At 71.3% G+C, this 26,327-nt stretch carries 27 protein-coding genes and 2 pseudogenes; 15 read left to right on the top strand and 14 right to left on the bottom strand.

The genetic code is table 11. The features are described 5' to 3' along the window. Window positions 1-122 precede the first annotated feature (122 nt). The gene (locus AMETH_RS24305) at window positions 123-476 is read right to left on the bottom strand and encodes a hypothetical protein (RefSeq protein WP_017983773.1); all 354 of its coding nucleotides are present in this window, start codon (window positions 474-476) and stop codon (window positions 123-125) included. 403 nt (window positions 477-879) lie between these two features. Between AMETH_RS24305 and AMETH_RS24300 the strand changes: the two genes are divergently transcribed. Continuing rightward, the gene (locus tag AMETH_RS24300; protein ID WP_017983772.1) at window positions 880-1,449 is read left to right on the top strand and encodes a DUF5134 domain-containing protein; all 570 of its coding nucleotides are present in this window, start codon (window positions 880-882) and stop codon (window positions 1,447-1,449) included. Here the strand turns inward: AMETH_RS24300 and AMETH_RS24295 are convergent. The 5 genes from AMETH_RS24295 to kstD are packed head-to-tail and all read right to left on the bottom strand — an operon-like array spanning window position 1,436 to window position 6,371. Next, the gene (locus tag AMETH_RS24295) at window positions 1,436-2,293 is read right to left on the bottom strand and encodes a MaoC/PaaZ C-terminal domain-containing protein (protein ID WP_017983771.1); all 858 of its coding nucleotides are present in this window, start codon (window positions 2,291-2,293) and stop codon (window positions 1,436-1,438) included. The genes AMETH_RS24300 and AMETH_RS24295 overlap by 14 nt on opposite strands. Window positions 2,294-2,304: 11 nt before the next feature. Further along, window positions 2,305-3,318: a ferredoxin--NADP reductase gene (locus tag AMETH_RS24290; RefSeq protein ID WP_017983770.1), complete on the bottom strand. Its 1,014-nt coding sequence runs from the start codon at window positions 3,316-3,318 to the stop codon at window positions 2,305-2,307. Next, a complete protein-coding gene (locus AMETH_RS24285; RefSeq protein WP_017983769.1) occupies window positions 3,308-3,574 on the bottom strand; it encodes a hypothetical protein in 267 nt (88 codons plus the stop codon). Before AMETH_RS24285 ends, AMETH_RS24290 begins: the two co-directional genes overlap by 11 nt. After that, a complete protein-coding gene (locus tag AMETH_RS24280; RefSeq protein ID WP_410468215.1) occupies window positions 3,571-4,707 on the bottom strand; it encodes a 3-ketosteroid-9-alpha-monooxygenase, oxygenase component in 1,137 nt (378 codons plus the stop codon). Before AMETH_RS24280 ends, AMETH_RS24285 begins: the two co-directional genes overlap by 4 nt. Beyond that, entirely contained in the window at window positions 4,704-6,371 is a 1,668-nt protein-coding gene (gene kstD, locus AMETH_RS24275; protein ID WP_017983767.1) for a 3-oxosteroid 1-dehydrogenase, read from the bottom strand. The genes AMETH_RS24280 and kstD overlap by 4 nt, the downstream gene beginning before the upstream one ends. A 99-nt stretch (window positions 6,372-6,470) precedes the next feature. On the opposite strand from kstD, the pseudogene AMETH_RS24270 reads away from it, so the two are divergent. From AMETH_RS24270 to hsaB, 5 genes and pseudogenes are all read left to right on the top strand, one after another. Then, window positions 6,471-8,079 (top strand): annotated as a pseudogene (locus tag AMETH_RS24270) (FAD-binding protein). 44 nt (window positions 8,080-8,123) lie between these two features. Then, window positions 8,124-9,302 carry a 3-hydroxy-9,10-secoandrosta-1,3,5(10)-triene-9,17-dione monooxygenase oxygenase subunit gene (gene hsaA, locus AMETH_RS24265; protein WP_026153323.1) on the top strand — a complete coding sequence of 393 codons (1,179 nt, stop codon included), beginning with the start codon at window positions 8,124-8,126 and terminating at the stop codon, window positions 9,300-9,302. Between the two features lies 1 nt (window position 9,303). Next, window positions 9,304-10,149, top strand: a complete 846-nt coding sequence (gene hsaD, locus AMETH_RS24260) for a 4,5:9,10-diseco-3-hydroxy-5,9,17-trioxoandrosta-1(10),2-diene-4-oate hydrolase (RefSeq protein ID WP_017983764.1) — start codon at window positions 9,304-9,306, stop codon at window positions 10,147-10,149. A gap of 1 nt (window position 10,150) precedes the next feature. After that, window positions 10,151-11,053, top strand: a complete 903-nt coding sequence (gene hsaC, locus AMETH_RS24255; protein ID WP_017983763.1) for an iron-dependent extradiol dioxygenase HsaC — start codon at window positions 10,151-10,153, stop codon at window positions 11,051-11,053. Next, window positions 11,050-11,580 carry a 3-hydroxy-9,10-secoandrosta-1,3,5(10)-triene-9,17-dione monooxygenase reductase subunit gene (hsaB, locus tag AMETH_RS24250; RefSeq protein ID WP_017983762.1) on the top strand — a complete coding sequence of 177 codons (531 nt, stop codon included), beginning with the start codon at window positions 11,050-11,052 and terminating at the stop codon, window positions 11,578-11,580. Before hsaC ends, hsaB begins: the two co-directional genes overlap by 4 nt. Here the strand turns inward: hsaB and AMETH_RS24245 are convergent. After that, complete coding sequence (locus AMETH_RS24245) at window positions 11,549-12,922, bottom strand: MFS transporter (protein ID WP_017983761.1); 1,374 nt, start codon at window positions 12,920-12,922, stop codon at window positions 11,549-11,551. The two genes, hsaB and AMETH_RS24245, sit on opposite strands and share 32 nt — an antisense overlap. A gap of 132 nt (window positions 12,923-13,054) precedes the next feature. Here AMETH_RS24245 and AMETH_RS24240 point away from each other — a divergent pair, with 132 nt between their 5' ends. Together AMETH_RS24240 and AMETH_RS24235 are read left to right on the top strand one after the other, a co-directional pair. Then, window positions 13,055-14,254, top strand: a complete 1,200-nt coding sequence (locus tag AMETH_RS24240) for a M20 metallopeptidase family protein (protein ID WP_026153322.1) — start codon at window positions 13,055-13,057, stop codon at window positions 14,252-14,254. Further along, window positions 14,251-15,471: a metal-dependent hydrolase family protein gene (locus AMETH_RS24235; protein ID WP_017983759.1), complete on the top strand. Its 1,221-nt coding sequence runs from the start codon at window positions 14,251-14,253 to the stop codon at window positions 15,469-15,471. Before AMETH_RS24240 ends, AMETH_RS24235 begins: the two co-directional genes overlap by 4 nt. Before the next feature lie 204 nt (window positions 15,472-15,675). Here AMETH_RS24235 and AMETH_RS24230 read toward each other — a convergent pair whose 3' ends face one another. Together AMETH_RS24230 and AMETH_RS24225 are read right to left on the bottom strand one after the other, a co-directional pair. Further along, entirely contained in the window at window positions 15,676-16,479 is an 804-nt protein-coding gene (locus AMETH_RS24230) for an alpha/beta fold hydrolase (RefSeq protein ID WP_017983758.1), read from the bottom strand. 165 nt (window positions 16,480-16,644) lie between these two features. Further along, window positions 16,645-17,496, bottom strand: a complete 852-nt coding sequence (locus tag AMETH_RS24225) for an SDR family oxidoreductase (protein WP_017983757.1) — start codon at window positions 17,494-17,496, stop codon at window positions 16,645-16,647. A gap of 121 nt (window positions 17,497-17,617) precedes the next feature. On the opposite strand from AMETH_RS24225, the gene AMETH_RS24220 reads away from it, so the two are divergent. Further along, the gene (locus tag AMETH_RS24220; RefSeq protein ID WP_017983756.1) at window positions 17,618-18,016 is read left to right on the top strand and encodes a winged helix-turn-helix transcriptional regulator; all 399 of its coding nucleotides are present in this window, start codon (window positions 17,618-17,620) and stop codon (window positions 18,014-18,016) included. 27 nt (window positions 18,017-18,043) lie between these two features. On the opposite strand, the gene AMETH_RS42750 is transcribed toward AMETH_RS24220, so the two are convergent. After that, window positions 18,044-18,550 carry a LysR family transcriptional regulator substrate-binding protein gene (locus AMETH_RS42750; RefSeq protein ID WP_410468214.1) on the bottom strand — a complete coding sequence of 169 codons (507 nt, stop codon included), beginning with the start codon at window positions 18,548-18,550 and terminating at the stop codon, window positions 18,044-18,046. Beyond that, a complete protein-coding gene (locus AMETH_RS42745) occupies window positions 18,529-18,903 on the bottom strand; it encodes a LysR family transcriptional regulator (protein ID WP_410468213.1) in 375 nt (124 codons plus the stop codon). The genes AMETH_RS42750 and AMETH_RS42745 overlap by 22 nt, the downstream gene beginning before the upstream one ends. A gap of 241 nt (window positions 18,904-19,144) precedes the next feature. Here AMETH_RS42745 and AMETH_RS42185 point away from each other — a divergent pair, with 241 nt between their 5' ends. Continuing rightward, window positions 19,145-19,585, top strand: a complete 441-nt coding sequence (locus AMETH_RS42185) for an LLM class oxidoreductase (RefSeq protein ID WP_323806963.1) — start codon at window positions 19,145-19,147, stop codon at window positions 19,583-19,585. Window positions 19,586-19,752: 167 nt separating this feature from the next. Here the strand turns inward: AMETH_RS42185 and AMETH_RS24205 are convergent, their stop codons facing one another. Then, window positions 19,753-20,478: a class I SAM-dependent methyltransferase gene (locus AMETH_RS24205; protein ID WP_017983755.1), complete on the bottom strand. Its 726-nt coding sequence runs from the start codon at window positions 20,476-20,478 to the stop codon at window positions 19,753-19,755. A 69-nt stretch (window positions 20,479-20,547) separates the two neighbouring features. Between AMETH_RS24205 and AMETH_RS24200 the strand changes: the two genes are divergently transcribed. Then, window positions 20,548-20,991: a pyridoxamine 5'-phosphate oxidase family protein gene (locus AMETH_RS24200; protein ID WP_017983754.1), complete on the top strand. Its 444-nt coding sequence runs from the start codon at window positions 20,548-20,550 to the stop codon at window positions 20,989-20,991. A gap of 674 nt (window positions 20,992-21,665) precedes the next feature. On the opposite strand, the gene AMETH_RS24195 is transcribed toward AMETH_RS24200, so the two are convergent. Further along, complete coding sequence (locus AMETH_RS24195) at window positions 21,666-22,829, bottom strand: steroid 3-ketoacyl-CoA thiolase (RefSeq protein WP_017983753.1); 1,164 nt, start codon at window positions 22,827-22,829, stop codon at window positions 21,666-21,668. 221 nt (window positions 22,830-23,050) lie between these two features. Between AMETH_RS24195 and AMETH_RS24190 the strand changes: the two genes are divergently transcribed. From AMETH_RS24190 to AMETH_RS40770, 4 genes and pseudogenes are all read left to right on the top strand, one after another. Beyond that, window positions 23,051-24,277, top strand: coding sequence for a cytochrome P450 (locus tag AMETH_RS24190; RefSeq protein ID WP_017983752.1), 1,227 nt, complete (start codon window positions 23,051-23,053; stop codon window positions 24,275-24,277). A 42-nt stretch (window positions 24,278-24,319) separates the two neighbouring features. Further along, a complete protein-coding gene (locus tag AMETH_RS40780) occupies window positions 24,320-24,559 on the top strand; it encodes a hypothetical protein (RefSeq protein WP_223842928.1) in 240 nt (79 codons plus the stop codon). 61 nt (window positions 24,560-24,620) lie between these two features. Next, a complete protein-coding gene (locus AMETH_RS42180) occupies window positions 24,621-24,980 on the top strand; it encodes a hypothetical protein (RefSeq protein WP_410468240.1) in 360 nt (119 codons plus the stop codon). Next, window positions 24,890-25,776, top strand: a pseudogene (locus AMETH_RS40770) (amidase family protein). Before AMETH_RS42180 ends, AMETH_RS40770 begins: the two are co-directional and overlap by 91 nt. Here the strand turns inward: AMETH_RS40770 and AMETH_RS24180 are convergent. Further along, window positions 25,734-26,306: a dihydrofolate reductase family protein gene (locus AMETH_RS24180; RefSeq protein WP_017983748.1), complete on the bottom strand. Its 573-nt coding sequence runs from the start codon at window positions 26,304-26,306 to the stop codon at window positions 25,734-25,736. The pseudogene AMETH_RS40770 and the gene AMETH_RS24180 sit on opposite strands and share 43 nt — an antisense overlap. Between the last annotated feature and the right edge of the window lie 21 nt (window positions 26,307-26,327).

Genomic DNA, 26,327 nt, shown 5'->3' with positions numbered 1-26,327 from the left:
TGGTGTCCTCGATGACGGATTGGTCGGTGATCGGTTCGGTGGCCGGCATCGTCCTTCGTCCTTTCCTGACGTCGCCTACGGTGTGTGGTTCCCGTCATAGAAGCAGTGAAACACCGGCGATTTCAGTACCCGGGGACCGGGATCCAGCCCGGCCAGCCGTCCGGGTAGCACGTCGGCTCCAGGCCGGGTGGGAAGACGAACAGTGGAATGTTCGCGACCCAATAGAGCCAGGTGAGCAGCAGGACCACCACCAGCAGCACCCCCGGCGTCCACCCGCGCAGGCGCGGCCACAGGCGGCGGTGCAGCTTGTGCAGCCCCCACACGGCGAGCGCCATGACGATCCAGTCGACCAGCAACGCGGGCCCGAGAACGAGGATCACGCCGGGCATGGGATTCGAGTGGCACGCCCGCGCATACCACCACACGGCGTGCTGCGCCGCGAAGAACCACGCGAACCCGATGAGGGCGTACAGCACCGCGCTAAGGCACCCTCCCGCGCTTCCGCGGGCCGTGTCGGCAGGCTCCACCTGATCTCTCTCCCCCCTCGCGCGTCGCCCACCAGCTGCGCCGTGTCGGTTCAGTGGACGGGAACCGGGAACCAGGCCGGCCAGCCGTCCGGGTGCTCGGAGCAACAGGACGTCTCGGGGCTGTACGGGGCAAACGAAAAGCATCCACCACCGCAGGCGCGGCCACAGGCGGCGGTGCAGCCGGTACACCAAGCGGGCGGCCAGGGCCAAGACCAGCAAGTGCGGGCAGCCCCGCAGCATTTCCGTTGCGGCGTCGTCCGCCACTGGCCTCCCGTCCGGCCGGTCCGTCACCGGTTGCGCCGTCTCGCGGTGTGGAATTCACCTCGATGACCTCTAGCGCACACACACGTTCATGGGCGAACTTGAGGACGTGCAGATACCGGTCCTGGTTGCGTGGAGCCTCACGGTGGCGTTCGCGCTGCTGGCGGTTCCCAGCGTGGTCCGGCTGGTGCGCCTGGACGCCCTCACGACCACCCCGGACACCCGCCAGCAGGACGTCGCCGAGCTGTTGATGGTCCTGGCGATGCTCGCGATGGTCTCGCCGCTCGGGGGGCCCATTCCGGCGGCCGGGTGGCAGGCCATCCTGGTCCTCACCGCCGGCTGGTTCCTGGTCGCCGCGCTGCGGGGGCGCCGGTGCTGTGCCATGCACCACCTCGTGTCCGCCGCGGCGATGCTGTACATGATCACCGCGATGCCCGGCCACCACGACGGGCCCTGGATGGCGATGACACCCGGCCGGCTCGCCTGGCCCGTGCTGGCGCTGGCCGCCATCGGCTATTTCGCCGTCGACAGCGTCCGCTCCGGCATCCTCGGCGCGCGCTGGGCCCGCACCGAGAGCCTGCGCGACCACCGCGCGGTCCGCCAGGTCTGCCGCGCCCTGATGGGCGTCGGCATGGCTTACATGCTGGTCAGCGGCTTGTGAGCAGGGCGTCCGCCAGCACCGGCGCGTTCCGCTCCACGGCCGTCGTCGTCAGCGCCAGGCCCTCGTCCGTCCGCCACACCCGTGTCCGCAACGTCTCCCCGGGCAGCACGATGCCCGCGAACCGCGCGGAGAACGACCCGACGCGCGTGACGTCGGCGTCCAGCATGGCGTCCGTGACGCCCTTGGCGACCATCCCGTACGTGCACAGCCCGTGCAGGATCGGCGCCTCGAACCCCGCCGACCGGGCGAACTCCGGGTCGATGTGCAGCGGGTTCCGGTCGCCGCACAGCCGGTAGATCAGCGCCTGCTGCGGCAGCGTCGGCGTGTCGATCACCGCGTCCGGCTCCCGGTCCGGCAGTTCGACGCGCGAGGAAGAGCCCCGCGAACCGCCGAACCCGCCCTCACCGCGGGCGAAGATGCTCGACCGCGCCGTCCACAACGGCGCCCCGTCCGTCGACACCACCGACGTCTCGTTGACGATCACCGCCGCCTTGCCCTTGTCGAGCACGTCCACGATCCGCGTCCGCGCGACCGCCTTGCCCTCGACCGGGATCGGCCGGTGCACGGTCACCGCCTGCGTCCCGTGCACCACCTTCGCCAGATCGACTTCGATGCCGGGGAACGACACGGCGGGCGGCTCGTAGATGCGCAGGTTCGCCGCCACCGTCGCGAACGTCGGCAGCACCCGCAGGTCCCGCTCGTAGGTGTAGCGCACCTCCCGCGGATCGACCGGCCGGGCGCCCGCGCCCAGCGCCAGGTGGTAGAGCAGCACGTCGGACGGCGTCCAGGCGAACGTCAGCTCGTCGAGCTCGGCACCGATGGCGACGTCGGGATCGATGGGCAACGCGGCAACTCCTACTCGTAGGTGACCGACACCTCGTCGGTCAACGGTACCGACTGGCACGCCAGCACGATGCCGTCGGCGATGTCCTCGGAATCCAGGACCTCGTTGTTCAGCATCTTCACTTCACCGGAGACGATCCGGCACGCGCACGCGCTGCACTGGCCTTCGCGGCACGAGTACGGCGCGTCCAGCCCGCGGGCCAGCAGGAAGTCCAGCAGCTTCTCCTGCCGCGGCCAGGTGAACGAGTGCTGCGAGCCGTCCAGATCGACGGACAGCGCGGTCGTCCCGGCCTCCTCCGAAGCTGCGGCGGCAGCCTTGTCCTCGAACGGGTTCCCGCCCAGCGAGACGAACCGCTCCAGGTGGATCCGCTTGCGCGGCATCCCGAGGTCCTTCAACGCCTGCTTCCCGGCCGCCATGAACGCCTTGGGCCCGCACAGGAAAGCCTCGAACTCCGCGTACGGCCGGACCAGCTCACGCAGCTGCGTCACCGATGGCAGCCCCTGCACGCTTTCCAGCCAGTGCACCAGCACCAGCCGCTCCGGATGCTCCCGCGCCAGCGCGGCCAGCTCGGACGCGAAGATCACCGACGGGGAGTCCCGGTTCGCGTACACCAGCACGATCCGCCCGCCGCCGGAGGCCAGCGCGGACTTCAGGATCGACATCACCGGCGTGATGCCGCTGCCGCCGGCCATCAACAACAGGTCGGCGTCCAGCGATTCGGGCGTGAACACCCCAGCCGGGGCCAGGACGTCCACAGTGGAACCGGCGGAGACGTTGTCGCACAACCAGTTCGACCCGTACCCGCCCTCGGTCCGTTTCACCGTCACCTTGAGCCGCGAGCCCTCGTGCGGAGCGCTGGCCAACGAGTAGCACCGCGCCGCATCACCCGCGCGCAACGTCAGGAACTGCCCCGGCCGGTACGCGAACTTCGAAGCATGCTCGGCGGGCACGTCGAACACGATCGACGACGCCTCGGCCGTTTCCGCGATCACCTCGGCGACGGTCAGCGTGTAGCTATCCGGCATCGAGAACCCCGAACTCCCCGTCCCGCACCGCCGCGACGATGCTGTCCACCAGCTTCGGACAGGTGTCCAGCAGCGCGGTGTTGCGCCCCTCGGCCACCTCCTGCGCGAACACCGGGCAGCTGCCGGCATCGGTCGTCCACTGGATGCTGGTGTGCTTGACGCTGTTCTTCTTCACCAGCACCCACGTGCCGCACGACGCGCACGCGTGCGGCCGCAGGCCGCCTGCCAGGAACTCGGTGCACTCGGCGGTGGTCATCCCGCGACCCCCGCCTCCTGCTGACGGGCCAGGTTCTCGGCCACCTCCCGCGCCCACACCTCGTTGGCCTTGGTGGTGTCCACCTCGAACTCGAAGCGCCGCGTCATGTCCTCGGTGACGTCCTCGACGTCCACGTAGAACTGCTCGTACCAGCGGCGCAGCTGGTAGACCGGGCCGTCCTCCTCGCACAGCAGCGGGTTGTCGATGCGGGTCTTGTTCTTCCAGATCTCCACGTCCTGCAGGAAACCCACGCCGATGCTCTTGGCGAACTTGCCCGCGATCTTGTCCGCCTGCTCGTCCGACACGCCCGGCAGCTTCTTCACGCTGACGCCCCACTGCAGCACGAACGAGGTCGGCGTGACCGGGTAGTGGCAGTTGATCAGCACGTTCTCGATCTCGAAGCCCTTGTACGTGTTGAGCAGCGTGTTGATCATGTATGACGGCCCGAAGTACGAGGCCTCCGAGCGCAGCAGGTTGTCCTCGCCGCCGTAGTTGGACGCCATCCCGACGTCCGGCCGTCCCTTGGTGTTGAGGTATTGCGTGGCGATGTGGCCCTCGAACACGTTCTTGAAGTACGTCGGGAACGCGTAGTGGATGTAGAAGAAGTGGGCCATGTCGACCATGTTGTCGATGATCTCGCGGCAGTTGGACCCCTCGATCAGCACCGAGTCCCAGGTCCAGTTGCTCCACTCGCCGCTGAAGATGCCGTCGATGCGCGGGATCACGACGTCCGGCGGCGGCGGGTTGCCCTGCGGGTCGTGCCACACGAAGAGCTGCTTGTTCTCCTCCAGCGTGATCCACGACCGGGTGCGGGCACGCAGCGGAACCCGTTTGGCGTAGGGGATCGACACGCACTTGCCGTTGCCGCCCCAGCGCCAGTCGTGGAACGGGCAGGCCACCTCGTTGCCCTTGACGCTGCCCTGGCTCAGGTCGCCGCCCATGTGGCGGCAGTAGGCGTCCAGGACGTTGAGCTTGCCGTCCTCGCCTGCGAACACCACGAGCTTGGTGCCGAACGCGTTGACGGCGTGCGGTTTCCCGTCGCGGAACGTCTCGGCCAGCCCCAGGCAGTGCCAGCCGCGCGCGAACCGCGCCGGCGGCGCACCCGCGGCGATCGTGCGGACTTCAGTCATCATCGACCTCCAGTGCGATTCTGGGTGGCCAGGTGGCGTGAGGCAAGGAACCCGAAGACCATCGCGGGCCCGATCGTGGCGCCCGGCCCGGCGTAGGTGTGTCCCATGACCGCGGCGCTGGTGTTCCCGGCCGCGTACAACCCGGGGATCACCGACCCGTCCTCGCGCAGCACGCGGGCGTGGGTGTCGGTGCGCAGCCCGCCTTTCGTGCCCAGGTCGCCGGGCACGATCTTGACCGCGTAGAACGGGGCCTTGTCGAGCGGGCCGAGGCTGGGGTTCGGCTTGTGGCGGGGGTCTCCGTAGTAGTGGTCGTAGGCGCTGCGCCCGCGCCGGAAGTCCACGTCTACACCGCGCCGGGCGAAGCCGTTGAACCGCTCGACGGTCGACTCCAGGGCCGCGGTCGGCACCTCGATGCGGGCGGCCAGTTCGCCCAGCGTGGGCGCCTTGGCCACGATCCCGGCCTTGAACCAGCGGCCGGGCAGCTTCTGCCGCGGCCCGACGCCGGTGAACATGTACCGGTCGCGGTAGCGCTGGTCGAAGATCAGCCAGGTGGGGATGTTCTCACCGGGCCCGTCGCCCGGCCCGTACATCGCGTGCACGGCCTCGACGTAGGGCGCGGACTCGTTGACGAACCGCTCGCCGCGCGCGTTGACGAGGATGCAGCCCGGCCGGGACCGCTCGGCGAGGGCGAACCACGGCCCGCCGGTCAGCGGGATCGTCGGGCCCCACCAGGCGTCGTCCATCAGGGCGACCGACGCGCCGAGCTTGAACCCGGCCAGGATCGCGTCGCCGGTGTTGGCCTTCGCGCCGACGGTCCACTCGGTGCCGATGGGGCTGCGCTGGTACTTCGCGCGCATCTCCTCGTTGTGCTCGAACCCGCCCGCGGCGAGCACGACCCCCAGACGTGCCCGCACGGTTTCCGCGCGCCCGTCGCGCCGGACCACCACCCCGGTGACCCGCTCGTCCTCGGTCACCAGGTCGGTCAACGGGGTCTCCAGCCACACCGGCACGTCGGCGCGGAGCAGCCCGGCGCGCAGCCCGGCGGCCAGCGCCTGGCCCATCGACAGCAAACGCTTGCCGCGGGCCAGCCCGGTGAGCCAGCGCCCGCCGATGCGCAGGACCCGCAGCGCGCCCTTGGGGTGCCGGGCGAGCAGGCTCAGCCAGCGGTAGTCCGCCTGGGTGATCGGCACGCCCAGCGGCGCCCCGCTGTAGGGCGGTTCCAGGTTGCCCAGTTCGTCGCCGAGCAGCTTGCCGTCGAACGGTTTCGGCTCGACCGACCGGCCGCCGGCCCGCCCGCCGGGGGCTTCGGGGTGGTAGTCGGAGTAGCCGGGCACCCACTGCAGTCGCAGCGGCGTGACCCGGTGCACGAACGACACCACCTCGGGGCCGTGGTCGAGGAACGCCTGACGCAGCTCGGCCGGCACGACGTCACCGACGATGGCGTCGAGGTAGGCCCGCGCCGCCTCCGGCGTGTCCGCCACACCGGCCGCGCACAATGCCTCGTTGCCCGGGATCCACACCCCGCCACCCGATCGGGCCGTGGACCCGCCGAACTTGGGGGCCTTCTCGATCACCACCACGGAGAGGCCGGCGTCGGCGGCCGTGAGGGCGGCGGTCATGCCGGCGGCGCCGCTGCCGACCACCACGACGTCGAACTCGTCGGTCATGCCACCTCCGCTGAAACGTGTTCCACTTCGCTGAGCGCCTGTTCGCCGCCTTGTCGGTCACGATAGACGAGAACGTGTTTCAGTTCTAGGGTAGCGGGTGTGAACCAGACGGCGGATGTGATCGTGATCGGGTTCGGGGCGGCCGGCGCCTGTGCGGCGATCGAGGCCGCCGACGCGGGCGCGGACGTGCTCGTGCTGGACCGCTTCGGCGGTGGCGGGGCGACCGCGCTGAGCGGCGGCATCGTCTACGCGGGTGGGGGCACCGCCCAGCAGCGGGAGGCCGGGGTCGGCGACTCCGTCGACGCGATGTACGACTACCTGCGGCTCGAGGTCGGCGAGGCGGTGTCGGAGGAGACGCTGCGGCGCTTCTGCGACTCCAGCCCGGCGATGATCGAGTGGCTGGAGCGCAACGGCGTGCCGTTCGAGGGCAGCCTGTGTCCGTACAAGACGTCCTACCCCAACGACGACCACTACCTGTACTACTCGGGCAGCGAGTCCGCCGGCGGGTTCCGCGACCTGGCCAAACCGGCCGCGCGCGGGCACCGCACGAAGGGCCCGGGCACGTCGGGCAAGCTGCTGTTCGCCCGGCTGGCCCAGGCGGCACGCGACCGCGGGGTGCGCGTCCTGCCCGGCACCGGGGTCGAGTCGCTGATCGTCGAGGACGGCGTCGTGAGCGGTGTCCGGGCCCGCACGATGCGCGACGCGCCCGCCCGGGTCCGCGCCGCGCACGCCCGCATGGCGCGGTACGCCGCGAAGCCCGGGATCTACGTGCCGAGCGTGCGCAAGGCACTGCAGCACCGGATCGAGCGGCTGGAACGGCGGTACGCGCGCGAGGTGGAACTGACCGCCCGGCGCGGGGTCGTGATCGCGGCGGGCGGGTTCATCTTCAACCGCGAGCTCGTGCGTGAGCACGCCCCGGCCTACCGCGGCGGGCTGGCGCTGGGCACGATCGCCGACGACGGTTCCGGCATCGGGCTCGGCACCGCGGTCGGGGCGGCGACCGGCGAGATGCACCGGATCTCCGCGTGGCGGTTCGTCACGCCGCCCAGCGCGATGCTCAAGGGCGTCCTGGTCGACCAGGACGGGCGGCGGATCATCGACGAGTCCCGCTACGGCGCCGCGGTCGGCGAGGTGATGATCGGCAAGCACGACGGCAAGGGCTGGCTGCTCGCCGACGCCGAGACGATCGCCGAGGCCCGCCGCACCGCCCGGCGCGAGAGCCAGTGGTTCCAGTGGCTGCAGGCCCGCTACCTGCTGCAACGGGGCCGGGTGTCCGCGGCGACCCTGGACGAGGTGGCGCGCAAGGCCGGGGTCGACCCGGCCGGGCTGGCCGCCACCGTCGAGGCCTACAACGCGGCCGCGGACTCGGGCGCCGCGGACCCGGCCGGCAAGCCGGCCGAGTACGTGCGGCCGGTGCGGGCGGCGCCGTTCTCGCTGATCGACGTCTCCATCAAGCCCAGCCTGGGTTTCCCCTGCCCGATGCTCACGCTCGGCGGGCTCGTGGTGGACGAGTCGACCGGCCAGGTGCGGGACGCCGACGGCGCGGGCATCGCCGGGCTGTACGCGGCGGGCCGGTCCGCGGTGGGAATCTGTTCCAAGTCCTACGTGAGCGGCCTCTCGCTTGCCGACTGCGTGTTTTCCGGGCGCAGAGCGGGAATTTCCGCAGCTCGACGGGCTGCTTGATGACAAAAACGAGAACGTGTTCTAGTCTTGCTGATGACTGAGAAAAGACATGACGGACGGGGCGTGCAGATGACCGATCAGGATGGTCGCGGGGTGCTGGCCGGGGTCCGGGAGCTGCTTCCCGTTCTGCGGGAGCGGGCCCAGGAGACCGAGGACGCGCGGCGCATTCCGGACGAGTCGATCAAATCGCTGCAGGAGACCGGGTTCTTCAAGCTGCTGCAGCCGAAGACCTTCGGCGGCTACGAGGCCGACCCGGTGACCTTCTACACCGCGGTGAAGCTGCTGGCGAGCGCGTGCGGGTCCACCGGCTGGGTCGCCTCGATCCTCGGGGTGCACCCATGGCACCTCGGGCTGTTCGAGCCGCAGGCGCAGCAGGACGTGTGGGGCGAGGACGTCGACGTGCGCATCTCGTCGTCCTACGCGCCGATGGGCAAGGCCACCGTCGTCGACGGCGGGTACCGGCTGACCGGCCGGTGGAGCTTCTCCTCCGGCTGCGACCACGCGACCTGGGTGTTCCTCGGCGCGCCCGCGTTCGACGCCGAGGGCAGGCCGGTCGACTTCTGCACCTACCTGCTGCCGATCAGCGACTACCGGATCGAGGACGTCTGGGACACCGTCGGCCTGAGCGGCACCGGCAGCAACGACATCATCGTCGAGGACGCGTTCGTCCCGGCGCACCGCGCGCTGAGCTTCCAGGCCACCTCGAAGTGCCGCACCCCGGGGCAGCGGATCAACCCCGGTCCGCTGTTCAAGCTGCCGTACGGATCCGTGCACCCGTCGACGATCACCGCGCCGATCATCGGCATGGCGCAGGGCGCGTACGAGGCGCACGTGGAGCATCAGCGCAACCGGGTCCGCGCCGCCTACATGGGCGAGCAGTCCAAAGAGGACCCGTTCGCGAAGGTGCGGGTCGCCGAGGCGGCCAGCGAGATCGACGCCGCGTGGCTGCAGCTGACCCGCAACATCGACGAGCTGTACCAGCTGGCCTGCCGCGGCGAGAAGCTGCCGTTCGCCACGCGGCTGCGGGTGCGGCGCGACCAGGTGCGCGGCACCGAACGCGCGATCGCCGCCGTGGACCGGCTCTTCGAGAACTCCGGCGGCCGCGCGCTCAAGCGGGGCACGCCGATCCAGCGGTTCTGGCGCGACGCGCACGCCGGCCGCGTGCACGCGGCGAACGACCCGGAACGCGCCTACATCATGTACGGCAACGGTGAATTCGGCGTGCCCGTCGAGAATGCGATGGTGTGACGTGACCGAGGGCAAGTACGCCGAGGTCGGCGGGGGCCTGCGGCTGCACTACCACGAGGCCGGCACCGAGCACGCGGAAACCGTGGTGCTGCTGCACGGCGGCGGGCCAGGCGCCTCGGCGTGGAGCAACTTCTCCCGCAACATCGAGGTCTTCGCCAAGTCCTTCCGCGTCCTCGCGGTCGACCAGCCCGGGTTCGGCAGGTCGGACAAACCGACCGAGCACCCGCAGTACTTCACGCACAGCTCGACCGCGGTCGTCGGCCTGCTCGACGCGCTGGGCGTCGGCAAGGCGCACCTGGTCGGCAACTCGCTCGGCGGCGGCACCGCGGTCCGGCTCGCGCTGGACCACCCGGACCGCGCCGGGCGGCTCGTCCTGATGGGGCCGGGCGGGCTGAGCACCAACCTGTTCGCACCCGACCCGACCGAGGGGGTCAAGGCGCTCGGCCGGTTCGCCGCGCCACCGGGGCCGAGCAAGGAGAAGCTCGCCGCGTTCCTGCGGCTCATGGTGTTCGACCCGGCGCTGATCACCGACGAACTGGTCGAGGAACGCTACGCCAATGCGAGCACGCCCGAGTCGCTCGCGGCGATGCGCGCGATGGGCGCGTCCTTCGCGGGCGCCGACTACGAGCAGGGCATGCTCTGGCGTGAGGCCTACAAGCTGCGGCAACGCGTGCTGCTGATCTGGGGCCGCGAGGACCGCGTCAACCCGCTCGACGGCGCGCTGGTCGCGCTCAAGACGATCCCGCGCGCGCAGCTGCACGTGTTCAGCCGCTGTGGACACTGGGCCCAGGTCGAGAAGTTCGACGAGTTCAACCGCCTGGCACTCGACTTCCTGCGAGGTGAATGAGATGGGCATCCGCTCACTGGCGTACCTGCGCATCGAGGCGACCGACATGGCCGCCTGGCGCGAGTACGGGCTCAAGGTCCTCGGCATGGTCGAGGGCAAGGGCTCGCACCCGGACGCGCTCTACCTGCGGATGGACGACTTCCCGGCGCGGCTGGTGATCGTGCCGGGGGAGAGCGACCGGCTCGCGGTGGCCGGCTGGGAGGCCGCCAACGCCGCCGAACTGGACGAGGTGCGGGCGCGGCTGGACGCAGGCGGCGTGCCGTACAAGGAGGGCAGCGCCGAGGTGCTGGCCGAGCGGCGCGTCACTGAGCTGATCAGCTTCGACGACCCGTCCGGCAACACCCTGGAGGTGTTCCACGGCGTCGCGCTGGAGCACCGGCGCGTGGTGAGCCCGTACGGGCACCGGTTCGTCACCGGCGAGCAGGGCCTCGGGCACGTCGTGCTGTCCACGCACGACGACGACGCGGCGCTGCGGTTCTACCGCGACGTGCTCGGCTTCCGGCTGCGCGACTCGATGCGCCTGCCGCCGCAGATGGTGGGCCGCCCGGCCGACGGGCCGCCGGCGTGGCTGCGGTTCTTCGGCTGCAACCCGCGCCACCACAGCCTGGCGTTCCTGCCGATGCCGACGCCGAGCGGGATCGTGCACCTGATGGTCGAGGTGGAGAACACCGACGACGTCGGGCTGGCGCTGGACCGCGCGAAGCGGCGCAACGTGCCGATGTCGGCCACCCTGGGGCGGCACGTGAACGACCTGATGCTGTCGTTCTACATGAAGACGCCGGGCGGGTTCGACGTCGAGTTCGGCTGCGAGGGCCGCCAGGTCGACGACGAGTCGTGGATCGCGCGCGAGAGTACCGCGGTCAGCCTGTGGGGCCACGACTTCAGCGTCGGGATGCGGAAGTGATCTCGTCCGCGATCGAGCCGGCGCGTTTCCGCCAGGTGCTCGGGCACTTCGCCACCGGGGTCACCGTGATGACCACGATGGACGACGGCGAGCCCGCCGGGTTCGCGTGCCAGTCGTTCGCCGCGCTGTCGCTGGACCCGCCGCTGGTGCTGTTCTGCCCGGCCCGCGAATCGCGGACGTGGCCTGCGATCGAGCGCAGCGGGCGGTTCGCGGTCAACGTCCTCGCGGAGGGGCAGCACCGGGTCAGCGCGGTGTTCGGGGCGCGCGGCGCGGACAAGTTCGCCGCCGTCGAGTGGGAGCCGGCGCCGTCCGGCTCCCCGGTGCTGCAGGACGCACTGACCTGGGTGGACTGCGCCGTGGAGACCGTGTTCGAGGCGGGTGACCACTTCGTCGTGGTCGGACGCGTCACGGCGCTGGGGGAGGCGTCGAACGGGCGGCCGCTGCTCTACTACCGCGGCCAGTACACCGGCGCGGCGCCGGTCAAGGCGGACGTGCTCAGCTGGGCCGGCCCGGACGACTGGCTGTGACCGCCTCACCGGCGATCTCGTCGACCGACCGGCCGGTGGTGCGCGGGCCGAACACCGCGGTGATCAGGATGAGCAGCACCATCGCCAGCGCGACGGCCACGAACACCGCGGTCGCGCCCTCGGCCTCCAGCAGCGGCAGCAGCAGGTAGGGCATCGCGGCGGTCGCCAGGCGGGACAGCGAGTAGGCCGAGCCCGCGGCGGACGCGCGCAGGCTCGTCGGGAAGATCTCCGCCTGGTAGGCGTGGTAGGCGTTGGAGAACACGTTGCTGACCGCGGTGTAGCAGAAGCCGAGGATCGCGATGGCCGCGCCGCCGGTGGAGTAGCCGAAGGCGAGCCCGAAGACCGCCATGCCCGCCGCGGCCGCGACGATGAGCCACTTGCGCTGGAAGCGGTCCATCAGCGGGATCGACAACGCGGAGCCGATCGGGTAGCCCAGGAACGACAGGGCGCTGAACGTCAGCGAGTGGGCGACGTCGAAACCCTTGGCGGTCAGGATGATCGGCACCAGCGAGCCGAAGCCGTAGTAGCCGAACACCTGCAGGACCTGGAACGCGGACAGCATCGCGGTGCGCGTGCGCCACGGCTTGCGGAGCAGCGCGCGGAACCGTTGCGGCTGCGCTTCTTCGTGGCTCGCCAGTGGCACGTCGAGCGTCGTGCGTGCGGATTTTTCCAGTCGCTGGACGACTTCCTCGGCTTCGGCGTGCCGTCCCTGCGCGATGAGCCACCGGGGCGATTCGGGCAGACCGGCGCGAAGCGCCCACACGATCGCCGCGCCGAGCGCCCCGATCACGAAGAGCCAGCGCCAGCCGTCGACGCCGAGCGGCGCCTCGCCGACCAGACCGCGCGCGAGGAACCCGGCGGCGGGAACACCACAGAAGCCGATGGTGTAGGCCCAGGCGGTGGCCCTGCCGCGGGCGTGCGCCGGCAGCAGGTCGGCCAGGTAGGCGTCGGCGAGGGGTAGTTCCGCGCCGATGCCGATGCCCGCGACGAACCGGCAGACCACCAGCATCCAGACGTCCGTGGAGAACGCGCCGAGCAGCGTGAACAGCGAGTAGACGCTGAGCGTGAGCAGGAAGGCGCGCCGCCTGCCGATGCGGTCGGCCAGCCTGCCGAGCGTCACCGCGCCGACGAAGGCGCCCAGGAAGGCCGACGCCAGCAGCGGCTTGGTCGCCGCGCCGGACACGCCGAACTCCTTGGACAGCACGGTGCTCACGGTGCTGGCGAGGAAGAGGTCGTAGAGGTCGAAGAAGGTCGCCACCCCGACGACGGCGATGAGCAGGCGGTGGAAGCGCGTCACGGGCAACCGGTCGAGCCGGGCGGTCATCGACAGCGGGGCGGTCATGGCCGGAAAGTTTTCTCCCGCAAGCCGATCTTGACAACGGTTGCCGGATTCGTCCGGTGTGCCAGGATGCGCCCGGTGGAGGGCGTCTTCGCGCGGCTGGGGCAGAGCCCGCACTCCGGTTACGCTTCCGGGATGGATCTCAGGCAAGACGCGCACGCGATGTCCGACGACCTCGTGGCACTGCGGCGCGCACTCCACCAGGTGCCCGAACTCGGCCTCGACCTGCCCCGCACCCAGGAGACGGTTCTCCGGGCCCTCGACGGGCTGCCCCTGGAGATCAGCACCGGCACCGGGCTCTCGTCCGTCACCGCCGTGCTGCGCGGGCAGGGCGGCGACGGCGATGTGGTGCTGCTGCGCGGTGACATGGACGCGCTGCCGGTCACCGAGAACACCGGCGCCGCCTTCAGTTCCCGGCACGAGGGGCGGATGCACGCGTGTGGGCACGACCTGCACACCGCCGGCCTCGTCGGCGCCGCGCGGCTGTTGTCGGCGCACCGCGACCGCCTGGCGGGGGACGTGGTGTTCATGTTCCAGCCCGGCGAGGAGGGCCACGACGGCGCCGGGCACATGATCGCCGAAGGCGTCCTGGACGCGGCAGGCCGTCCGGTCGCCGAGGCCTACGGGCTGCACGTGGTGTCGGCGATGATCCCGCGCGGCCGGTTCGTGTCCCGCCCCGGCCCGATCATGGCCGCCGCCGACGGGCTGTTCGTCCGCGTCCTCGGCGCGGGCGGGCACGGGTCCCGGCCGCACGTGGCGCTCGACCCGGTGCCTGCCGCCTGCGAGATGGTGACCGCGCTGCAGACGATGGTCACCCGCCGGTTCAGCGTGTTCGACCCGGTCGTGGTCACCGTCGGCACCTTCCACGCAGGCACCCAGCGCAACATCATCCCGCCGGAGGCCCGCTTCGAGGCCACCATCCGCAGTTTCTCGAAGGAGGCGCGGGAACGGGTCGCGGAGCTGGCCGTCCCGCTGTGCCGGGACATCGCGGCGGCTCACGGCCTGGAAGCCGAGGTCATCTACTCGCCCGAGTACCCGGTCACGGTCAACGACCCGGGCGGACACGAGTTCGTCGCCGAGACCGTGCGCGAGGTGTTCGGCGAGGAGCGGTTCACGGAGGCGCCGGATCCGGTCACCGGCTCGGAGGACTTCTCCCGCGTGCTGGACCGGGTCCCCGGCGCGTTCGTGTTCCTCGGGGCGACTTTCGCCGAGGACCCCGACTCCGCGCCGTACAACCATTCCCCGGAGGCATCGTTCGACGACAGCGTGGTCGCCGACGGCGCGGCGCTGCTCTCGTCGCTGGCCGCGCGGCGGTTGAGCGGAGCGACGGCATGACCCGGATCCTGTTCGCCGGCGGCCGCGTCTTCGACGGCACCGGTAGCGACCCGTTCGACGCGGACGTGGTGGTCGAGGACGGCCGCATCGCCGCGATCGGCACCGGCCTGGACGCCGACGAGGTCGTCGACTGCGCGGGCACCACGCTGCTGCCCGGGCTGTTCGACTGCCACGTGCACGTCACCGTGTCCGACATCAGCCTGATCAAGCTGTTCCAGAAACCGTTTTCCTACCAGTTCTACGAGGCGGCGCGGAACCTGCGCAGCACGCTCGAACTGGGGATCACGACGGTGCGCGACGCGGGCGGCGCGGACCTCGGCATCAAGAAGGCTCAGGCGGACGGGCTGATCAGCGGCCCGCGGCTGGAGATCTCGATCGGCATCATCAGCCAGACCGGTGGGCACGGCGACGACTGGATGCCTTCGGGGCACTGCGTTCCGTTGACGCTGCCGCACCCGGGGCGGCCGTCCACGGTCGTCGACGGGCCGGACGAGATGCGAAAGGCTGCGCGGGAGTTGCTGCGCGCGGGCGCCGACGTGCTCAAGGTGTGCACGACCGGCGGGGTGCTCTCGCCCGGTGACGACCCGCGGCACACGCAATTCACCCCGGCCGAGCTGGACGTGCTGGTCGCCGAGGCCGCCATGCAGGGCAAGGCGGTGATGGCGCACGCGCAGGGCACCGAGGGCATCAAGAACGCGGTGCGGGCGGGGATCCGGTCCATCGAGCACGGCATCTACCTCGACGACGAGGCCATCGAACTGATGCTCGCGCACGGCACGTGGCTGGTGCCGACGCTGATCGCGCCGATCGCGGTCATCCGCGCGGCCCGGGCGGGCGCGGCGCTGACCGACGAGATGATCCGCAAGGCCGAGGACGTGGCGGAGGTGCACGCATCGTCGATCCGCCGCGCGGTCGAAGCCGGGGTGAAGATCGCGATGGGCACCGACAGCGGCGTCGGCCCGCACGGCACGAACCTCGAAGAGCTGCCGCTGATGCAGGCGGCCGGCATGAGCCCCGGCGAGGTGCTCGCCGCGTCGACGTCGTCGGCTGCGGAGCTGCTCGGGTTCGGTGAGTCGCTAGGCAGGCTGGAACCGGGTTTCCGCGCGGACCTGGTGGTCGTGTCCGGCGACGCCTACGACCTGGCCGCGTTGCCGGGACGGATCCGCGAGGTGTGGCAGGACGGCGTGCGCGTGGTCGCGCCCGGCTCGCAGAAGTGAGAAGACCCCCGGGCCGCGCCGAAACTGGGGGAGGAAGGCGCGGCCCGGGGGCCTCGCTCCAGCGCCCGAGGGGGAGGTAAGCGCCGGAGCACCGGCCGGTGTGAAACTGGGGAGGATGACACCGGCCGTGTGGAGTCAGGATAGCGCGCGTTGCGGCGCGCGGACCGCCTTTCACAGGAACTCGACAGGTTTCGGGTGTGGTGGTCAGAGGACCAGGTCGGCGAGAACGGTGTTCAGGGCATCGGCGAACGCTTTCGCGTTGCGCTGGGGGGCGAGGTGCGCCCCGGGCAGTTCGACGAACGGCAAGCCCAGTTCGAGGGCGAGCGCGCGCGCCGGGCGGTAGTGGTAGTAACCGCGGCTGCCTTCGCCCGCGGTCAGCACGATCGGCACCGGGCCGCGGCGGAGTGCGTCGAGGTCCGGCAGGTAGCGGTAGAAGCCGACGAGTTCGCGGTCGAACAGCAGGCGCCACTCGTGTTCGTGCGGCAGGCGCACGGTTTTCAGCGGGGGCAGCCCGGCGCCCGCGATGGAGCCGAGGAACCCCTGGAACGCCGCGAAGACGTCGCCGTCCGCGCTGAGGGCGGCCTGCTCTGCGGCGAACTCGAGCCACTCGTCGGCGTCCGGCAGCAGGCCGACGGCGGGCGGCTCGTGGACGACCAGCCCGCTGACGACGTCGGGGTGCCGGACGGCGAGCTCCAGCCCGATCTGACCGCCGGCGCTGCTGCCGAACACGAGAGCCTTGCTGTAGCCGAAATGCTCGACGACAGCACGCGCGTCATCAGCGTGCCGCGCGACGGTCAGCGGCCCGTCCGTGGAGTCCGTGCTGCCGAAGTGCCCACGCCGGTCGTACCCGAGAACGGTGTAGCGGGTCGCGAGCTGCTCGGCGAGGGCCCGGTAGGAGGCGGCCGCCCCGGTTCCCCCGGGCACCAGGAGCAGCGCCGGGCCGGCCCCGCTCCGCTCGACGTGCAACTCCCCGTCCGGCACCGGGCACGCGCCGCTCTCCGAGATCATGGGCGCAGTCAAGCACAACGGGAGCACCGCCCACCCACGCACCCGTTCGAGCTCGCCCCCACACTCGTTCTCAACCTGTGCGCGCGCAACCCCGGCCATCACTCGTGCCACCCAGGGCGCCGGCAGCGGAGATCCCCACCGGCGCCACTCCACAGTGGACTTTCCTCAGGCTTCCTTCAGCGCAGCGGCAAGACCTTCGCCCAGCGGGGTCGTCGGGCGCCCGATCAGCGCCGACAGCTCGCCGGTCACCTCCGCGAGCGTGCCCTCGGCGATGTTCTGGTCGAGTGCCACCACGAACCCGGCCGTCTCCGCGGGCAGCCCGGCCTCGACCAGCGCCGCGCGGTGCTCGTCGGCGGTCAGGTTGCGGTAGCGGATCTCCTTGCCCGCGATGGTGGAGATCTCGCCGGCGAGGTCGTCGAACGTCCACGCGACGTCGCCGCCCAGTTCGTACACCTTGCCCTCGTGCCCCTCGCCGGTGAGGACCGCCACGGCGCCCGCGGCGAAGTCGGCCCGCGTGGCGCTCGCGACCCGGCCCGCGCCGGCGCTGCCGATCAGCACGCCGGTCGCGATGGCCTGCTGTGCGTTCTGCACGTAGTTCTCGGTGTACCAGTTGTTGCGCAGGATCGTGAACGGCACGCCGGACGCGCGGATGATCTCCTCGGTCGCCTTGTGCTCGGGCGCCAGCACCAGCGGGGTGTCGTCCGCGTGCGGCGCGCTCGTGTAGACCAGGTGCGTGACACCGGCCGCCTTCGCGGCGTCCACCACGGCCTGGTGCTGCGGAACCCGGTGGCCCACCGCGTTGCCCGAGATCAGCAGCACCTTGCTCGCGCCGGCGAACGCCGTCGCGAGCGTCTCCGGCCGGTCGTAGTCGGCTTTCCGCACTTCGACGCCCAGGTTCGCGGCCTTCTCCGGGCTGCGCACCGCGGCGACGATCTGGCCGGCGGGCAGCTTTTCGCGCAACCCGGCGACGACGTGGCGGCCCAGCTGGCCGGTGGCGCCGGTGACGACGATGGTCATGTTCTCGCTCCTTCTCGGACGTCTGCTCACCGGCGAAGTTAGTACTAACTTCTCGAAAGTGCCAACTATGGGTGAGTACCGTCACCGGGAATCGTGGGCGCCACCAGGTATCCTCGGTGTCATGAGTTGCGACGCCGAGCACGACCAGTTGGTCGCCGACGTCTTCGCACGCGCGTGCACGTCGCGCGGCGTGCTGGAGCACGTGACGGGGCGCTGGGGCACGCTCGCGCTGGCCGCGCTCGCCGAGGGGCCGTTCCGGTTCAACGCGTTGCGCCGCAAGGTCGACGGCGTCAGCGAGAAGATGCTGGCCCAGACGTTGCAGGCGCTCGAACGCGACGGTTTCGTGCACCGCGAGGCCGAGCCGACGATCCCACCGCGCGTCGAGTACAGCCTGACGCCGCTCGGCGCCGAGGTGGCCGGCCGGCTGCGGGAGTTGATCGAGCTGGTCGAGGGCCGGGTGGCGGAGGTCGAAGCCGCGCGCCGAGCCTACGACGATGCGAAGGCGGCCGTGGCGCGCTAGGTAGGGCCGGGCCTGGGGCCTCTGGGATCAGGCGGCCGTGCCGTCACCGAAGGCCGTCACGTGGGCTGCTGCGCAGGCGCACGGGAGGTCGCCCGGCACGACGACGCTGCCCGCGATCGTCGTTCGCGGCTCGAGCGGGATCGCGCGCACCCGGGTGGAGCGGATCTCGATCACCTGGTCGGCGGGCAGCACGGTCCAGCTGCGCGGATCGGAGCCGACCTCGACGATCCTGTCGTGCACCGTCCCCGCGCGGTGCGCCGGTGGTCCCTGGAGTCCGACGTCGGGCAGCGCGCTGAGCACCGACGGGTCGTGGTCCTGGGAAGTCTTCAGGGGACCGGCGGCCAGTTCGGCAACGCCGACGACCGCGCGGCCGGCGGCGGGCTGCCGGGTCGACACGACCGCGAACAAGGCCTCGGTCCAGGTCGGCAACACCCGCAGCCCGGGCGCCGAACGCACCTCCCTTGCCAGGGCAAGGTCGATCTCCCCCTGCCGCAGAGCGTTCAAGCGAGCGGTCAGCGGCAGGTCGACGAGCACGACGTCGAATCCCGGGGCCTTTCCCGCAACGCGTCGATCCCGCGTTCCAGCCGGGCGGTGAACTGCCCGGCGCCGGTCCCGATGCGCATGACACCTGCACACTCGCGTGCCGCGACCCGAACCCGATCGACGGCCGCGAGCGCCTCCCGCGCGGCGGCGAGCACCCGGCGTCCCGCCTCGGTCAGCCGGACGCGGCGCGGTGAGCGGTCCAACAGGCGGACCCCCAGCTCGCGCTCCAGTGCCGCGATCCGCCTGCTGACCGCCGGCTGAGCGATGTGCAGCCGCTCGGCGGCCCGTCCGAAGTGCAGCTCGTCCGCGACCGTGACGAAGTACCGCAACGCCCGTAGTTCCACCCGGTCTCCCCTGCGACGATGCCTCCAGATTATCGCTGTGCGGCAGCCCTGGTTCTGGTTCCCGGCGAGCCCTGGTGCTGGAGTCGGGACATGGACATCGATCTCGGTCTGCTCGGCGCGCACCTGCGCGAGCACGAAGTGGACCCGGACCGCGCGGTCGAGGTGGAGCGCGCAGGCTACGGAACGCTCTGGCTGGACGCCTCCCGACGCGACCATCCGGCTGACTGTCGGCACGAGTGTGGTGAACGTCTGGACCGCCGACGCGGAAACCGTCGCGGCCTCCTACCACAGGATCGAAGCCAGGCACCCCAGGCGCTTCCTGCTCGGCGTCGGAATCGGCCACCGCGAAGTGCACGCCGAACACACCTGCCCGTACGACACGCTGGTGTCCTGCCTGGACCGGCTCGGCAGCGCGGGCGTGCCGGCCGACCGCATCGTGGTGGCCGCGCTCGGGCCGCGGGTGCTGCGCTTGGCAGGGGCGCGCACCGCCGGAGTCATTCCCGGCATGGTCACCCCGGAGCACACCCGGCGGGCCCGCTCGATTCTGGGCCCCGGGAAGCTGCTGTTGCCCGGGCATTTCGCCCTCGTCGAGCCGGACGTGAACCGAGCCCGCGCCGCCGCCCGGAACCGCGCTGGGTGTGCGCAACTACGCGAGCGACCTCCGGCGTCTCGGCTTCACTGAAGACGATCTCTCCGGCGCGGGCAGCGACCGGCTCATCGAGCGGCCGGCGCCGACCACGTCGGCGTCTACCCCCTTGGCGACGACCCGATCGCCACACTCGTCGAAGTCGCGAAGGCGGTTCAAGCCACCGAGCCGGGGCTGCGCGACAACCTCAGTGGGCGCCGGAGCTAGTCCCGCTGCGCCAGGAACACGAACTCCATGCCGGGCCGGTCCGGGGTGTCCCGCACGTCGGCCACGCGGAATCCTTGTGCGGCAAGGCTTTCCTCGACCTCGTCGCGCTCACGGAACCGCAGCGTGGAGTCCGAGGTGACCACTTCGCCGTCGGCCAGGAACCGGTACGTGAAGCGGAACGACACCAGCGGCAGGCTGACGTCCGTGACTTCCATGCGTCGCTCCACGCGGCCGGCGCCGGGCACGTCGAGCACCAGCGGGCCGGTCGCCGCGGCCCAGTCCTCCCAGGCCCGCCGCTCCGGGCGGCGCGTCTCGAACACGAAGTGACCGCCCGGCCGCAGCCCGGTCCGGATGCCCGCGAGGGTCCGGGCCCAGTCTTCGTCGGTAAGGAACACCTGCGCGACGTTCCCCGTCATGGCGGCGAGATCACCGGCGGCCGGGGGCAGATCGGTGGCGTCGCCGTGGATCCAGGTGATCTTCCCGTCCGGATCCTTCGCGCGCGCGACCGCCAGCGACGCCTCCGCCGGGTCGACGCCCACCACGGTGCGGCCCGTCGCGGCGAGGAGCACGGCCAGGCTGCCCGTGCCGCAACCGACGTCCAGCACGTGTTCGGCCTTGAGCTCGTCGGCGATCGACAGGTACAGGTCGAGGTCGTCGCGCTCGCCGTCGAAGGTGTCGTAGACCGGGGCGAGGCGGGGGTGGGCGAAGATCGCGTCGGGCACGGCACGCACCTTAGCCGGGCGGCGGTGCGCGCGCCCGGTTTTGTCGGTACCCCCTGTCACACTGCGGACGTGACCAACTGGAGGGAATTCGAAGAGCAAGCGCCGGCGCTGGCGGCGGTGGTGCGTGAGCGGTTGACGGCGGCGGAGACGCACGTGCTGGCGACTCTGCGGCGGGACGGGTCGCCCCGGGTGAGCGGCACCGAGGTCGACTTCCACGGGCCCGATCTGTTCATCGGGTCGATGTGGGGCGCGCGCAAGGCGCACGACCTGCGGCGCGACGGCCGGTTCGCGTTGCACGCCCACCCATCCGCCGAGGGCGACGCGAAGCTGTCGGGGGTCGCGATAGAGGTCACCGAGAAGGCCGTCCTGGACGCCGTCCAGGGCGACATGCAACCGAGCCACCTCTTCCGGCTCGACCTCCAGCAGTCGGTGCTGACAACGGTCGAGGGCGACAAGCTGGTGGCGACCACCTGGTGGCCGGGCCGGGAGGTGGTGCGTTTCGAGCGCAAGTGAGACCAGGTACGAGGATACCCTCACGCGCCCGGCGTGAGGGTGGGCTTGACGTCCGTGGAAGGGCCTTGGTGCCCGCGTCGGGGTGAGCCGGGGGTGCCCGTGTCGGGGTGAGACGCCGCCTCGCCGATGCCGGATCGTGCGTGTTCCGGACCGCAATGCCGGCGACGGCCCGGCGCGCCGGGTGGGCCCCGCAGCCGCTCCAGGCGGGTGGGCCCCGCAGCCGCTCCAGGCGGGTGGGCCTACAGCCGTTCGACGGTGGTGGCGGTGGAAGCGCCCTCGCTGGCGCTGTGGCGCTGTGGCACGTAGGCGGGCTCTCCAGCCACTCCGGGATGGTCGCGGTAGGAGTGCTCCAGTGGCGGCCGCGTGCGTGAGCGGGTCTGCGACTGCGCGGGAACGGTGGCGGTCCGGTGCGTGAGCGGGTCTGCGTCTACGCGCGGACGGTGGCGGTGGCCGCGCGCCGGTCGCCTGACGAGGCACGGGCGGGTTCGCCCGCTGCTCCGGGACAGTGGCTGCGGGAAGCGGTTCGCTCGCCGCTGGCACGCGGGCGGGCCCGCATCCGGCGGGATGGCGCAGTGCTCTGCTGGCGGGGCTGCACGCGAGCGGTTCTACAGCCGCCCCGGGATCGTGGCCGCGGAGAGCGCTCCGCCCGCGCGGCTGGGCGTGCGGAGCGCTCCCTACAGCCGCTCCAGGATGGTGGCCGTGGAGAGTGCTCCGCCGGCGCACATGGTCACCAGGGCGGTCGTACCGTCGCGGCGTTCCAGCTCGTGCAGGGCCGTCGTCAACAGGCGGGCGCCGGTGCTGCCCACTGGGTGCCCCAGTGCGATGGCGCCGCCGTTGACGTTCACCCGCTCGGGATCCGGCGAGTGCACCTGCTGCCACGACAGCACCACCGAGGAGAACGCTTCGTTGACCTCGAACAGATCGAGATCGCCGACCGCCATCCCGGCGCGCGACAGCACCCGCGACGTCGCCTGCACCGGGCCGTCCAGGTGGTAGTACGGCTCGGCGCCGACCAGCGCCTGCGCGCGGATCCGCGCCCGGGCGCGCAGGCCCAGCGACGCCGCCCGTGCGGAGTCCATGATCAGCACGGCCGCCGCGCCGTCGGAGATCTGGGACGACGTGCCCGCCGTGTGCACACCGCCGTCGAGCACGGGCTTCAACCGGGCCAGCCCATCCAGCGTGGTCTCGCGCAGGCCCTGGTCGCGGGCCACCAGCCGGGTCTCCCCGGTCGGCCTGCCCTCCGCGTCGAGCACCGGCGCCTTCGCCGGCGCCACCTCGCGGTCGAACCGGCCCTGCGCCCACGCCGTCGCCGCTTTGGTCTGCGACGCCACCCCGAACCGGTCGACGTCCTCCCGGGTGATGCCACGCCGCAGGGCGATCCGCTCCGCCGCGCCGTACTGGTTGGGCATGTCGATCGCCCACGAGCCGGGCTTCGGCGCGCCCGCGTCCACGCCGCGGTTCGCGCCCAGCGGGATGCGGCTCATCGCCTCCACCCCGCACGCGATGCCGACGTCGATCGCACCTGCCGCGATCAACCCGGCGACCAGGTGCGCGGCCTGCTGGGCCGACCCGCACTGCGCGTCGATCGTCGTCGCGCCGGTCGTCGCGGGCAGGCCGGCGTGCAGCCACGCCGTGCGCGTCACGTTGCCCGACTGCTCACCCGCCTGCGTCACGCAACCGCCGATAACCTGTTCCACGATCGCGGCGTCCAACCCGGCCCGCTCGACCAGCGCCCGCTGCGCCACGCCCAGCAGCTCGGCCGCGTGCAACCCGGCCAGCCAGCCACGCCGCTTCCCGATCGGGGTCCGTACGGCCTCGACGATGACGGGTTCACCCACGGCAGCTCTCCTCCACTCGACTCCCGCTTAAAGTAGAACTTGTTTCAATATTGAGCAAGTGTGACCCAGGTCAACCGTCACTTGGTGGCCAATCGGACCACCAGGGCATTCAAGATCGAGTAAACGGGTTTCACTCAAACTCTCGACTTGGTTAACACCGTATGCTCTAATCGGGTTTAGAACGTGTTCCACGACGACGTGAGGCACCTCGGGAGGTAGCCGTGGCCACGCCCCTGATCCCCGCCGGCTTCGATTTCACCGACCCCGACCTGATCGCGGCAAGGCTTCCGCTGGAGGAGTTCGCCGAGCTCCGCAAGACCGCGCCGGTCTGGTGGAACGCGCAGCCGCACAACCGCGCGGGCTTCCGCGACGACGGGTTCTGGGTCGTCACCCGGCACGAAGACGTCAAGACCGTGTCGAAGGACAGCGAGCTCTACTCCTCGCAGGAGAAGCTCGCGATCATCCGGTTCGACGAGAACATGACCGACGAGGGGCTCGACGCGAACCGCCTCGTCCTGCTCAACATGGACGCGCCCCAGCACACCAAGCTGCGCCGCATAGTGTCGAAGGGCTTCACGCCCCGCTCGATCGCCCGCCTGGAGGACACGCTCCGCGACCGCGCCGCGCGCATCGTGCACGAGGCGAAGAAGAAGGGCTCCGGCGACTTCGTCGAGGACGTCGCGTGCGAACTCCCGCTGCAGGCCATCGCCGAGCTGATCGGCATCCCGCAGGAGGACCGCCGCAAGATCTTCGACTGGTCCAACCAGATGATCGGCTACGACGACCCGGAGTACGACATCGAACCGATCGCCGCCTCCGCCGAACTCGTCGGCTACGCGTGGAACATGGCCGAGGAGCGCCGGAGGTGCCCGATGGACGACATCGTCACCAAGCTCGTCCAGGCCGATGTGGACGGTGAGTCGCTCAGCTCGGAGGAGTTCGGCTTCTTCGTCATCCTGCTGTCGGTGGCGGGCAACGAGACCACCCGCAACGCCATCACCCACGGCATGAAGGCCATGCTCGACCACCCCGACCAGTGGGAGCTCTACCGCGAGCAGCGGCCGAAGACCGCGCCGGACGAGATCGTCCGCTGGGCCACCCCGGTGATCGCCTTCCAGCGCACCGCGACCGCCGACACCGAGCTCGGCGGCCAGCACATCCGCAAGGGCGACCGCGTCGGCATGTTCTACAGCTCGGCCAACTTCGACCCCGAGGTATTCGACGAGCCCGAGAAGTTCGACGTGCTGCGGGATCCGAACCCGCACGTCGGCTTCGGCGGCACCGGCTCGCACTACTGCCTCGGGGCGAATCTCGCGCGCCTGGAGATCGACCTGATCTTCAACGCCATCGCCGACGAAATGCCTGGTATCCGCGAGATCGCGCCGCCGGAGCGGTTGCGTTCGGGCTGGCTCAACGGCATCAAGCACTACCGGGTCGCCTACGAATAGGGGTTAGGCGGCACCTCGGTCCTCGTCGCCAGGAGGTGCCCGGTGCCCGTCGTCCCGCCCAGCCCGGAAGAACTCGCCGAACTCGCGGCCCGTCACGGTTTCCGCCTCGGCGAAGCCGACCGCAAGTCCTTCGCCGGTCTCGTGGAGGCCAACCTCGCCGCCCACGAGGCCGTCGAGCACCTGTACGCCCGCTCGGCGCCCAGCGCGCCGCGACTACGAGTGGCCGGCGGACAACCCGCTCGGCGCGTGGTACGTGCGCACCCGGATCCCGCCGACCGGTGACGATCCGCTGAGCGGCCGCGAGGTCGTGATCAAGGACAACATCGCGGTCGCCGGGGTGCCGATGATGAACGGATCCCGCGCGGTGGAGGGGTTCGTGCCGCGCCGGAACGCGACCGTCGTGAGCCGGGTGCTCGCGGCGGGCGGCACGATCGTCGGCAAGGCGGTGTGCGAGGACCTGTGCTATTCCGGGGTCCAGCTTCACCTCCGCCTCTGGCCCGGTGCGCAACCCGTGGGACCCCACCCGGCACGCCGCCGGCTCGTCGTCCGGCAACGGTGCGGATTCCGGCCGCGTTCTGCGGCGTGGTCGGGCACAAGCCGACGCACGGGCTCGTGCCCTACACCGGAGCATTCCCCATCGAAACCACGATCGACCACCTCGGCCCGACGACCCGCACGGTCCGGGACGCGGCGCTGCTGCTGAGCGTCCTCGCCGGTGACGACGGCTCCGACCCGCGCCAGTTCCGCACCCCGAGCCGCCGGACTACCTGGCCGCGGTCGAGCAGGATATCCGCGGCGTGCGGGTCGGCGTGCTCACCGAGGGTTTCGGCCTGCCGATGTCCGAACCGGGTGTCGACGACGCGGTCCGCGGCGCGGCCGACCGGCTCGCCGCGGCGGGCGCCGTGGTGTCCGAGGTCAGCGTGCCGTGGCACCGGGACGGACTGGACGTGTGGACCGTGATCGGCACGGACGGCACCGCGCGCCAGATGATCGACGGCAACGGCTACGGCATGAACGTGCCCGGCCGGTACGACCCGGAGCTGATGGTGCACTTCGCGCAGGGCCGGCGCGTGCACGCCGACGACATGTCGGACACGCTCAAGACCATGATCCTCACCGGTGCCTACGCCGCCGAACGCTACGACATCCGCCACTACGCGATGGCGCGCGAGCTGGCGTGGGAGCTGCGCGCCGGCTACGACGCGGCGCTCGCCGAGGTGGACGTGCTGGTGCTGCCGACGGTGCCCCACGTCGCGAAGCCCCTGCCCGGCCCGGACGCGACGCGCGAGGAGCGGATGGTCAACGCGCTGGGGATGGTCGGCAACACCGCGCCCTTCGACGCGAGCGGGCACCCGGCGATTTCGGTGCCCGCCGCGCCGGTGGACGGCCTGCCGATCGGCCTGATGATCGCGGGCCGCCGCTTCGACGACGCGACCGTGCTCCGCGTGGCGGCCGCCTACGAGCGGGAGGTGGGTGGCTTCCCGGTCGCCGCCCGGTAGGTCAGGAGCGCGGCGGCGCCCTGCTGCCGGACCGCGTGGAGCCGCAGATCCGCGGGTGCGGTGAACAGCCGCCGCCCGGTGCCGAGCGCCGTCGGGAACACCAGGAGCCGGTACTCGTCGACGAGGTTCTCGGCGGCGAGGGTGTGCACGACGCCGATGCTGCCGGTGACGATGAGGTCCCGGTCCGTCCCGCGCACCGCCGAGACCAGGTCCCCGTCGAGCACGGACGAGTTCTGCCACGCGTCCGTGCTGGTCAGCGAGCGGGACACGATGAGTTTCGGGATGGCGTTCATCTTCGCCGAAAACTCGTCGGTCCGGCCCGGCCAGAGCTTCGCGAACAGCTCCCACGTGACGCGGCCCAGCAGCAGCACGCCGGTGTCGAGCAGCGCGCCGAGCCCGAACTTGTCGCCGGCCACCGCCTCCGGACCGTGCCGGAACGCCCAGCCGCCGCCCGGTGTGCCGCCGGATCCGTCCGGGTCCTCGATGACGCCGTCCAGCGTGACGAACTCGATGACGATCAACGTGCCCATGTGGACTCCTCGGTTGTCCTC

The sequence above is a fragment of the Amycolatopsis methanolica 239 genome (assembly GCF_000739085.1).
GTDB classification, from domain to species: Bacteria; Actinomycetota; Actinomycetes; order Mycobacteriales; family Pseudonocardiaceae; genus Amycolatopsis_E; species Amycolatopsis_E methanolica.
This window is presented reverse-complemented; position numbering and strand designations above follow the sequence as displayed.

Excerpts from the sequence above, each read along its gene's own strand:
- AMETH_RS24300 (WP_017983772.1), top strand. The coding sequence starts at position 880 with ATGGGCGAACTTGAGGACGTGCAGATACCGGTCCTGGTTGCGTGGAGC.
- AMETH_RS24290 (WP_017983770.1), bottom strand. The coding sequence starts at position 3,318 with ATGCCGGATAGCTACACGCTGACCGTCGCCGAGGTGATCGCGGAAACG.
- AMETH_RS24285 (WP_017983769.1), bottom strand. The coding sequence starts at position 3,574 with ATGACCACCGCCGAGTGCACCGAGTTCCTGGCAGGCGGCCTGCGGCCG.
- AMETH_RS24280 (WP_410468215.1), bottom strand. The coding sequence starts at position 4,707 with ATGATGACTGAAGTCCGCACGATCGCCGCGGGTGCGCCGCCGGCGCGG.
- kstD (WP_017983767.1), bottom strand. The coding sequence starts at position 6,371 with ATGACCGACGAGTTCGACGTCGTGGTGGTCGGCAGCGGCGCCGCCGGC.
- hsaA (WP_026153323.1), top strand. The coding sequence starts at position 8,124 with ATGACCGATCAGGATGGTCGCGGGGTGCTGGCCGGGGTCCGGGAGCTG.
- hsaC (WP_017983763.1), top strand. The coding sequence starts at position 10,151 with ATGGGCATCCGCTCACTGGCGTACCTGCGCATCGAGGCGACCGACATG.
- AMETH_RS24245 (WP_017983761.1), bottom strand. The coding sequence starts at position 12,922 with ATGACCGCCCCGCTGTCGATGACCGCCCGGCTCGACCGGTTGCCCGTG.
- AMETH_RS24240 (WP_026153322.1), top strand. The coding sequence starts at position 13,055 with ATGGATCTCAGGCAAGACGCGCACGCGATGTCCGACGACCTCGTGGCA.
- AMETH_RS24235 (WP_017983759.1), top strand. The coding sequence starts at position 14,251 with ATGACCCGGATCCTGTTCGCCGGCGGCCGCGTCTTCGACGGCACCGGT.
- AMETH_RS24230 (WP_017983758.1), bottom strand. The coding sequence starts at position 16,479 with ATGATCTCGGAGAGCGGCGCGTGCCCGGTGCCGGACGGGGAGTTGCAC.
- AMETH_RS24225 (WP_017983757.1), bottom strand. The coding sequence starts at position 17,496 with ATGACCATCGTCGTCACCGGCGCCACCGGCCAGCTGGGCCGCCACGTC.
- AMETH_RS24220 (WP_017983756.1), top strand. The coding sequence starts at position 17,618 with ATGAGTTGCGACGCCGAGCACGACCAGTTGGTCGCCGACGTCTTCGCA.
- AMETH_RS42180 (WP_410468240.1), top strand. The coding sequence starts at position 24,621 with ATGATGAACGGATCCCGCGCGGTGGAGGGGTTCGTGCCGCGCCGGAAC.
- AMETH_RS24180 (WP_017983748.1), bottom strand. The coding sequence starts at position 26,306 with ATGGGCACGTTGATCGTCATCGAGTTCGTCACGCTGGACGGCGTCATC.